The organism is Kitasatospora sp. NPDC004745, assembly GCF_042873275.1.
GTDB lineage: Bacteria > Actinomycetota > Actinomycetes > Streptomycetales > Streptomycetaceae > Kitasatospora.
The window spans coordinates 1-9,640 of record NZ_JBIALK010000025.1 but is presented as its reverse complement, the minus strand read 5'-3'; the positions used below and the strand labels follow the sequence as shown (position 1 = coordinate 9,640).

At 72.4% G+C, this 9,640-nt stretch carries 4 protein-coding genes and 1 rRNA gene; 2 read left to right on the top strand and 3 right to left on the bottom strand.

Annotated features, from left to right (window positions below; all coding sequences use genetic code 11):
* Positions 1 to 113: 113 nt before the first annotated feature.
* Positions 114 to 4,781 (bottom strand): HAMP domain-containing protein, encoded by a 4,668-nt coding sequence (locus ACFYUY_RS31230; protein ID WP_387905667.1) that lies wholly within the window; start codon positions 4,779 to 4,781, stop codon positions 114 to 116.
* Between the two features lie 411 nt (positions 4,782 to 5,192).
* Here ACFYUY_RS31230 and ACFYUY_RS31225 point away from each other — a divergent pair, with 411 nt between their 5' ends.
* Both ACFYUY_RS31225 and ACFYUY_RS31220 read left to right on the top strand, forming a co-directional pair.
* Entirely contained in the window at positions 5,193 to 7,754 is a 2,562-nt protein-coding gene (locus ACFYUY_RS31225) for a SpoIIE family protein phosphatase (protein WP_387905664.1), read from the top strand.
* A 299-nt stretch (positions 7,755 to 8,053) separates the two neighbouring features.
* A complete protein-coding gene (locus tag ACFYUY_RS31220; RefSeq protein ID WP_360221042.1) occupies positions 8,054 to 8,617 on the top strand; it encodes an acetate uptake transporter in 564 nt (187 codons plus the stop codon).
* Here ACFYUY_RS31220 and ACFYUY_RS31215 read toward each other — a convergent pair.
* Both ACFYUY_RS31215 and rrf read right to left on the bottom strand, forming a co-directional pair.
* Positions 8,610 to 9,455 (bottom strand): phosphatase PAP2 family protein, encoded by an 846-nt coding sequence (locus tag ACFYUY_RS31215; protein WP_387905661.1) that lies wholly within the window; start codon positions 9,453 to 9,455, stop codon positions 8,610 to 8,612. The genes ACFYUY_RS31220 and ACFYUY_RS31215 overlap by 8 nt on opposite strands.
* A gap of 98 nt (positions 9,456 to 9,553) precedes the next feature.
* Positions 9,554 to 9,640: ribosomal RNA gene (gene rrf, locus ACFYUY_RS31210) — 5S ribosomal RNA — on the bottom strand; the annotation flags it as partial.

Here is a 9,640-nt window from a genome sequence, read left to right as displayed (position 1 = left end):
GTGCGCACCGTTGGGTCACCCTCCGGGGGCCCGGGCCCCCCCCCCCCCCACCCCGCCCCCCCGGCGGGCGCCCCCCCGGGGGGGGCCCCGGGGGTCCGCCCCGTCCCGGGCGGCTACGCGCGGCCCGGGCGCAGCCATTCGCGCATCACCGACAGCAGGTGGTCGGTCTCCACCGGCTTGGTGATGTGGTCGGTGGCCCCGGCCTCCAGGGACTTCTCGCGGTCGCCCTTCATGGCCTTGGCGGTCAGGGCGATGATCGGCAGGCCGGAGAACTGGGGCATCCGGCGGATCGCCTCGGTGGTCGCGTAGCCGTCCATCTCCGGCATCATGATGTCCATCAGAACCAGCGCGACGTTCTCGTGCTGCTCCAGCATCTCGATGCCCTCGCGGCCGTTCTCGGCGTACAGCACCGTCAGGCCGTGCTGCTCCAGGACGCTGGTGAGGGCGAACACGTTGCGCACGTCGTCGTCCACGATCAGCACCTGCTGGCCGTCGAAGCGCGCGTCGACGCGGCCGGGCCGCGGCGGGGCGGGCTCCACCTGGCGGCTCGCGACGGTGGTGTCCAGCGCGGCGGTGCGCCGGCGCTCCACCGCGCCGCGGCGGCGCTCCTCGGCCAGCTCGCGGACCTCCTGGGCCCAGTGGTCGGCCGGGTTCTCGCCGACCGGCACCGGCGTCCCGACCGGGGTCACCCCGACCGAGGCGCGCAGCGCCGGGGCGTGCGGCGCGGCCTGGCGTTCGGTCGCGGCCGCGTCCGGCGCCTCGGTGCGCAGCGGCAGGTAGAGCGTGAACGTGGAGCCCTCGCCCAGCTCGCTCTCGGCGTGGATCTCACCGCCGAGCAGCCGGGCGATCTCCCGGCTGATCGACAGCCCGAGGCCGGTGCCGCCGTACTTGCGGCTGGTCGTGCCGTCGGCCTGCCGGAACGGCTCGAAGATCTCCCGCAGCTTGTTGCCGGGGATGCCGATGCCGGTGTCGGAGACCGAGAAGGCGATCAGCTCGTCGTCCGGGCCCTGGATCGAGCCGGCCTCCAGCAGCCGCTCCCGGACGTGCTGCGGGACCTCCGGGCCGGCCGGGGCGATGGAGAAGTCGACGGCGCCGGTGTCGGTGAACTTGACCGCGTTGGAGATCAGGTTGCGCAGCACCTGCTGGAGCCGCTGCTCGTCGGTGTGCAGGGTGACCGGCAGGGCCGGCGAGACCCGGACGGCGAAGTCCAGGCTCTTGTCCAGCGCGACGGGCTGGAAGGTGGCCTCGACGTAGTCGACCAGCTGGACGAGGGCGATCCGGGCCGGGCGGACGTCCATCTTGCCGGCCTCGACCTTGGACAGGTCGAGGATGTCGTTGATCAGCTGGAGCAGGTCGGAGCCGGCCCCGTGGATGGTGTCGGCGAACTCGACCTGCTTGGGCGAGAGGTTGCCCTCGTTGTTGTCGGAGAGCAGCTTGGCCAGGATCAGCAGCGAGTTGAGCGGGGTGCGCAGCTCGTGCGACATGTTGGCGAGGAACTCGCTCTTGTACCGGGAGGCCAGGGCGAGCTGCTCGGCGCGCTCCTCCAGGACCTGCCGGGCCTCCTCGATCTCGCTGTTCTTGATCTCGATGTCGCGGTTCTGCTGGGCGAGTTGCTCGGCCTTCTCCTGCAGCTCCTCGTTGGTGCGCTCCAGCTCCTCCTGGCGCGCCTCCAGCTCGGCGGAGCGCATCGAGAGCTCGGCGGTGAGCCGCTGGGACTCCAGCAGCAGCCCCTCGGTCTTGGTGTTGACGCTGATGGTGTTCACGGTGACGCCGATCAGGTCGGCGATCTGGTTGAGGAAGTCCAGCGCGACGGTGGTGAAGGAGCTGAAGGTGGCCAGCTCGATCACGCCGAGCAGCCGGCCCTCGAACAGCACCGGCAGCACCACGATGTGGGCCGGCGAGGCCTCGCCGAGACCGGAGGCGATCTTCAGGTACCCGGGCGGCGCCTCCTTGAGGATGATCGCCCGCTTCTCCACCGCGGCCTGGCCGATCAGCGACTCGCCGGGGCGGAAGGTGGTCGGCATCGCGCGCCGCTGGTAGCCGTAGCTGCCGATCAGGCGCAGCACGGTGTCGTTCTCGTCGTCGTCCTCGGTGATCAGTTCGGCGGTGCGGCCGGCCGGCTGGGCGAGGAAGAAGGCGCCGTGCTGGGCGGAGACCACCGGGGTCAGCTCGGTCATGATCAGCGAGGCGACGGCCTCCAGGTCCCGGCGGCCCTGCAGCAGGCCGGAGATCCGGGCCAGGTTGGTCTTGAGCCAGTCCTGCTCCTGGTTGGTCCGGGTGGTCTCGCGCAGGTTGGCGATCATCTGGTTGATGTTGTCCTTGAGCTCGTCGAGCTCGCCGGCGGCGTCCACGTCGATCCGCAGGCTCAGGTCGCCCCTGGTCACTGCGGTGGCGACCTGGGCGATCGCGCGCACCTGCCGGGTCAGGTTGTTGGCCAGCTCGTTCACCGACTCGGTGAGGTCCTGCCAGGTGCCGTCCACGCCGGGCACCCTGGCCTGGCCGCCGAGCCGTCCGTCCGTGCCCACCTCGCGGGCCACCCGGGTGACCTCGTCGGCGAAGGCCGAGAGCTGGTCGACCATGGTGTTGATGCTGGTCTTGAGCTGGAGGATCTCGCCGCGCGCGTCGACGTCGATCTTCTGCGAGAGGTCGCCGCGGGCCACCGCCGTGATCACCAGCGCGATGTTGCGGACCTGGCCGGTCAGGTTGTTGGCCATCAGGTTGACGTTGTCGGTCAGGTCCTTCCAGATGCCGGCCACGCCCGGCACGCTCGCCTGGCCGCCCAGGGTGCCGTCGGTGCCCACCTCGCGGGCCACCCTGGTCACCTCCACCGCGAAGGAGGAGAGCTGGTCGACCATCGTGTTGAGGGTCCCGGCGAGCGCCGCGACCTCGCCCTGCGCCTCGATGCTGATCTTCTTGGAGAGGTCGCCGCTGGCCACCGCGGTGGCGACCTCGGCGATCTTGCGGACCTGGCCGGTCAGGTTGGACGCCATGAAGTTGACGTTGTCGGTCAGGTCCTTCCAGATCCCCGACACCCCGCGCACCCGGGCCTGACCGCCCAGGATGCCCTCGGTGCCCACCTCGCGGGCCACCCGGGTGACCTCGTCGGCGAAGGCCGACAGCTGGTCCACCATCGTGTTGACGGTCGTCACCAGCTCCAGGATCTCGCCCCGCGCGTCGACGGTGATCTTCTTGGAGACGTCGCCGCGGGCCACCGCGGTGGTCACCTCGGCGATGTTGCGGACCTGGCTGGTCAGGTTGTTGGCCATCAGGTTGACGGAGTTGGTCAGGTCCTTCCAGGTGCCGGACACCCCCGGCACGCTGGCCTGGCCGCCGAGGATGCCCTCGGTGCCGACGTCCCGGGCCACCCTGGTCACCTCGTCCGCGAAGGCGCCCAGCTGGTCCACCATCGTGTTGATGGTGTTCTTCAGCTCCAGGATCTCCCCGCGCGCGTCCACCTGGATCTTCTGCGAGAGGTCGCCGCGCGCCACCGCCGTGGTCACCTGGGCGATGTTGCGCACCTGATCGGTCAGGTTGTTGGCCATGAAGTTGACGTTGTCGGTCAGGTCGCGCCACACGCCGGCCGCTCCGGGGACCTGTGCCTGGCCGCCCAGCCGCCCCTCGGTGCCCACCTGGCGGGCCACCCGGGTCACCTGCTCGGCGAAGCCGGAGAGCTGGTCCACCATCGTGTTGATGGTGTTCTTCAGCTCCAGCATCTCGCCGCGCGCGTCCACCTCGATCTTCTGCGAGAGGTCGCCGCGCGCCACCGCCGTGGTCACCTGGGCGATGTTGCGCACCTGGCCGGTCAGGTTGTCGGCCATGAAGTTCACCGAGTCGGTCAGGTCGCGCCAGACGCCGGCCACGCCCGGCACCTGCGCCTGACCGCCCAGCCGGCCCTCGGTGCCGACGTCCCGGGCCACCCCGGTGACCTGCGCCGCGAACCCGTTCAGCTGGTCCACCATCGTGTTGACGGTGTTCTTCAGCTCCAGCATCTCGCCGGCCACCTCGACGGTGACCTTCCGGGACAGGTCGCCCTTGGCCACCGCCGTGGTCACCTGGGCGATGTTGCGCACCTGCGCGGTCAGCCGGCCGGCCATGGTGTTGACCGAGTCCGCCAGGTCCTTCCAACTGCCCGACACGCTGCGGACCTTGGCCTGGCCGCCCAGTTTGCCCTCGGTGCCCACCTCGCGGGCCACCCGGGTCACCTCGTCGGTGAACTCCGAGAGCTGGTCCACCAGGCCGTTCACGGTCCGGCCGATCTTCAGGTACTCGCCGCGCAGCGGGTGGCTCACCCCGTTGCTGTGCAGCGAGCGCAGCTCCATCTTCTGGTCCAGGTCGCCCTCGGCGATCGAGGTCAGCACCCGGCCCACCTCGGACATCGGGCGGGCCAGGTCGTCGATCAGCGCGTTGCAGTTGTCGACGGCCGCCATCCAGGCGCCCTCGCCCGCGCCCGTCTCGAGCCGCTCGTTCAGCCGGCCCTCGCGGCCCACCGCCCGGCGCACCCGGGCCAGTTCGCCGGTCAGGTGCTGGTTGCGCTCGGCGACCTCGTTGAACACCGCGGCGATCTCCGCCAGCGGCCCGTCCCCCGGGACGGTCAACCGCCGGCGGAAGTTGCCGTCCCGCATCGCGGTCAGCGCGGACAGCAGCTTCCGCAGCTCGGCCGGCTCCGCTCCCCGGTTGTGGTTCGCTCGCCGGCCGGCCGCGTTCCGCGGCGCGGTCCCGGACCGCCCGCCGCGCTGGGCGGGCGGCGTCGTACCGGTTGCGTCCTTGGTGGCCGAACTCAACGGGCCCCTCCCACATCGTGAACTGTCCGGTGACCTCCCGTGCCGGTACGGCACGCACCCGGCACCGGCCCGGCCGGGCTGCGCCGGCGGCCCACTCGGTCCACCGGCACCCGCATCGACCGTACTGCTCGAACCGACCGTCGCGGACCCCCCAGTCTGGCAGCACCGGCACCGGGTGCACGGCCGGTTGCGCTCGGTTGGTGCCCCGCCGTCCGAAACAGGTGGGCAGAATCACCCTCAGGTGCCTGTTTCGCCGCCCCGCCCCCACGGGGAACCAAGCGGAAAGTAGGGTGGAGCGCTGCACCGGGCCGCGACCCGCCCCAGCGCCGCCGCCCACCCCGACGGCACGCGGGGGAGTCCGCGCCGCACCCCGGACAGCCAGGGCCAGAGCAGCAGAGGAGAAGTGGCAACGTGGTCACCGCGCGCGCAGCCGCCACCTTCGACCCCGACGGCCGGTCCGCGGCCGCCGCCAGGGGCTTCGTCCGGGACGCGCTGCTCGGCTGGGGCCTGTCCGAGGTCGTCGACGACGCCGTCGTCCTGGTCAGCGAGCTGGTCACCAACGCCGTCGTGCACGCCGGCACCGCCGCCGAGGTCTGCTGCCTGCGCGAGGAGGGGACGGTGCGGATCGAGGTCACCGACCACCACCCCGAGCGCAGCCTCCCCTCGCTCGGCGACGGCCCCGTCACCGCCTCCGACCGCTACGCCGACCCCGAGGGCGAGGGCGGCCGCGGCCTGCTGATGTGCTCGGCCCTCGCCGAGCGCTGGGGCGTCGAGTACGCGGCCGGCACGAAGACCGTCTGGTTCCGGCTCGCCCTGCCCGCTCCGGTGGCCGGCACCCGCTACGCCGTCCCCGCCACCCCCGGCAGCGACCTGCCCAGCGGCCCGGGCCCGGTGCACGTGGCCGTCGTCCAGCTCGACGAGGACGGCCGCGTCCTCGCCTGGAACCCGGACGCCGAGGCGCTCTTCCGGTACCCCGCCACCGCCGTGCTCGGCCGCCCCTGGGCCGACCTCGCCGTCTGGCCCCAGCCGGCCGACCGCGGCCCCGACCTGGCCGACACCCTGCGGATGGCCCGCTGGGAGGGCGGCTACGGCGTCCGGCGCGCCGACGGCGAGGAGGTCGAGGTCTACGGCGTCCAGGTCCGCGTCCGGGACACCGAAGGCGTCCCGTCCACCCTCTGTCTGCTCGTCCTCGAACCCGACCGCGCGGTGCTCCGCTCCCCCGCCCGCACGCTGCCCGGCGAGCGGACCGACCCGACCGGTCCGCGGCTCGACCTGCTGGCCGGCCCGGTCGCCACCGACGACCTGGACACCCTGCTCCAGCGCACCGTCGAACGCGCCCGCGACCTGCTCGACGCCGACGCCGCGTACCTGCTCCTCACCACCGAGGACGAGACCGAGTTCGAGGTCCGCGCCGCCACCGGACTCACCTCCGGCCACCGCCGACGGGCCCGCTTCCCCGTCGACACCGGCAACCGGTACGACTCCGCCCGGCTGCCCTCCGTCCACGAGGACCTCACCGCGCGACCGACCGGCCTGCCGCTGCTCACCGGCAGCGGCATGCGCTCCCTGGTCACCGTGCCGCTCAAGGTCGAGGGGCGGCTGATCGGCTCGCTCGGCATCGCCACCGCCGCCCCCGGCCGCTACGACAACGAGGACGCACTGCGCCTGCAGTTCGCCGCCGACCGGGTCGCCCTCGCCGTCGAGAGCACCCGGCTCACCGAGCTGGAGCGGCTGCGCCGGGGCTCGCTGTCCTTCCTCGTCGAGGCCTCCGACCTGCTGGCCGGCACCCTCGAACACGAGCAGACCCTCGCGCTGATGGCCCAGATGGCCGTTCCCACCCTCGCCTCCTGGTGCGCCGTCTACACCAAGGGCGACCACAGCGCCGCGGCCGGTCTCGCCTTCGTCCTGCACGAGGACGAGGACCGCATCGACCCGTTGCGCGGCCTGCTCGAGAAGACCCCGGCCCCGGAGGCCGGCCCGACCCACGGCGTGCGCTTCTGGTCGGCTCCCGTCGAGACCGCCGCCGCCGGCGGGCTCGACGACGGCCCCGAACTCGCCGGCCTGCTCGGGGAGACCGTGGTCCTCCCGCTGACCGCCCGCAACCGGGTCATCGGCCTGCTCGCCCTCGGCGTCCCGTCCGGCGTCCGCTTCCGCCAGGAGATCCTCGAACTCGCGGAGGACCTCTCCCGCCGCGCCGCCCTCGCGCTCGACAACTCCCGCCTCTACTCCGAGCGCACCGCCACCAGCCAGGCCCTGCAGCGCAGCCTGCTCCCGCCCGAGCTGCCCGAGATCCCCGGTGTCGAGGTGGACGTCTACTACCAGGCGGCCGGCGAGGGCAACGAGGTCGGCGGCGACTTCTACGACCTGTTCACCATCCGCGAGGGCACCTACGGCTTCGCCATCGGCGACGTCTGCGGCACCGGCCCGGAGGCCGCCTCCGTCACCGGACTGGCCAGGCACTCGCTGCGCCTGCTCGCCCGCGAAGGACTGGACGCACCGCAGGTGCTCCGCCGGCTCAACGCGGCCATCCTGGACGAGGGTTCGCGCAGCCGCTTCCTCACCCTGCTCTACGGCGAGCTGACGCCCCGCCCGGACGGCAGCACCGAGCTCTCCCTGGTCTGCGCCGGCCACCCGCTGCCGCTGCGGCTGCGCACCGACGGCCGGGTCGACCGGGCCGCCACCCCGCAGCCGCTGCTCGGGGTCATGGACGACCTCGACCTGACGGCCGAACACCTGGTGCTCTCCCCCGGCGAGGTCCTGCTCTGCGTGACCGACGGCGTCACCGAACGCCGCGAGGGCCGCCGGATGCTCGGCGACGACGGACTCGCCGAGGTGCTCACCGGCTGCACCGGCCTGACCGCCGGAGCGGTCGCCCTGCGCGTGCAGCGCGCCGTCGAGCGCTTCGCCCCGGAGCCGCCCTCCGACGACATGGCCATCCTGACCCTGCGGGTGCCGGCCCAGCGGACCGCCTGACCGGATCCGCCGGATTCCGGCCCGTTCCGGGGCCGGCCGTGAGCGTTCGACAGCTGACGACGTCACGAATTGTTGGATTCACAAGGGTACAAGCGAGTTCGGCCGGGTACACCGATCTCACCGGGGAATCCCCCGGCGGGGACGCGACCAGCGGCTCTCCCGCTGGCCCATCACTTCTGACCGCAGCCCGCGCACGCTCCAGCCGTGCGCCCTCGGCGCGGTCGCGCGCATCCACCTCATCGGACCACACCACTGCCTTGACTGCGCCCTGCGCGCGCCCAGAGTGAAAGGAGCCTCCGGTGAGCAACGAAGCTACCGGGGCAACGAACGCCCGCTCCACCGGAGCCGACGCGGGTAACCTCGGCTACCTCGCACTCGGCCTCACACTGCTCGCCTACGGCCTGCTCTCCACCGGGATCCTCAGTGGCACCGGGGTCGGGGACGCCGCCCAACTCGCCCACCTCGTCGGCGGAATAACCCTCTTCGTCGCGGGCCTCTGGCAGCTCCGCGGCGGCGAGGCCTTCACCGGCACCGCCTTCACCAGCCTCGGAGCCTTCTGGGCGACCTGGTCCGCGGCCGGCGGGGCCGGCAAGAACGCCGCCGGGCTCTTCCTGCTGCTGTGGGCGCTGCTCGCCCTCACCCTGACCGCGGCCAGCTGGGGCGCGGGCCTGGTCAGCCGCGTCGTCTACGGCCTGTTCACCCTCTCCCTGGTCCTGTCCGCGGTCGCCACCTTCGGTGGCTACGGCGGGCTCGCCAAGTTCGCCGGCTGGGTCGCGGCCGTCTCCGGGCTCGCCGCCTGGTACTGGGCCACGTCCGCACTGAGCAACGGCGCCTGGGGCAGGATCGCCCTGCCGCTCAAGTGACCTGTTCCGGCTGATCCACCGCACCACGCCGGGGTCGGGCCTCCGTGTCGACGGAGGCCCGACCCCGCCGGCGTGCCACCAGCGCCAGCACGGCGTACGCGAGGAGCAGGATCAGGACGGCGACGATGCCGTCCGCCCAGAAGTGGTTGGCCGTCACCACCACCACCACGACCGTCAGCACCGGGTGCAGCAGCACCGCCCACCGCAGCGGACTCCTCGACACCCGCACCACCGCGACCGCCGCCAGCACGCACCAGGCGACGTGCACCGACGGCATCGCCGACAACTGGTCCGCCACCACCACCCCGCCGACGGCACCCCCGTACACCGACTGCCCGTACTGCGCGGCCACGTCGACGAAGCCGTTCTGCGGCAGCATCCGCGGCGGCGCCACCGGGACGAACTGCACCAGCAGGCAGACCGCCGTCGTGATCACCACCGTGTTCCGCACCCACGCGTACCGCTCGCGGTGCCGCAGGAACACCCAGAGCAGCACCGCCAGCATCACCAGGAAGTGCATGACCGCGTAGTAGTAGTTCGCAAGCTTCACCAGCACCGGGTACGGCGTGACCGCCGCCTGCCAGGACGCCTCGTCCGGCAGGCCGACCGCCAGCTCCGTCCGGTGGATCCACCCCGCCCGGTCGACCGCGTGGTCCGCACTCATCACCGACAGGTGCCCCACCAGCTGCCAGAGCGCGAACAGCGCCAGCAGCGTGCCGGCCTCCCGCAGCAGCGCCGACAACGACGGCTTCCGGACCCTGCCGGCGGCGTACGCACCACCGTAGAGAGCGACCGCGGCGCCCCCGGCCGACTGCCAGGTGAGAGTCAGGTTCTGCAACGGATCGCGCCTCTCCAGCCAACTCCGGTTCGTGTGTTGGCAGAGGTTAACGCAAAAAGACCCCCTCCCGAGTGGGAGGGGGTCTTTTTGGAATGATTGTTCGGCGGCGTCCTACTCTCCCACAGGGTCCCCCCTGCAGTACCATCGGCGCTGTGAGGCTTAGCTTCCGGGTTCGGAATGTAACC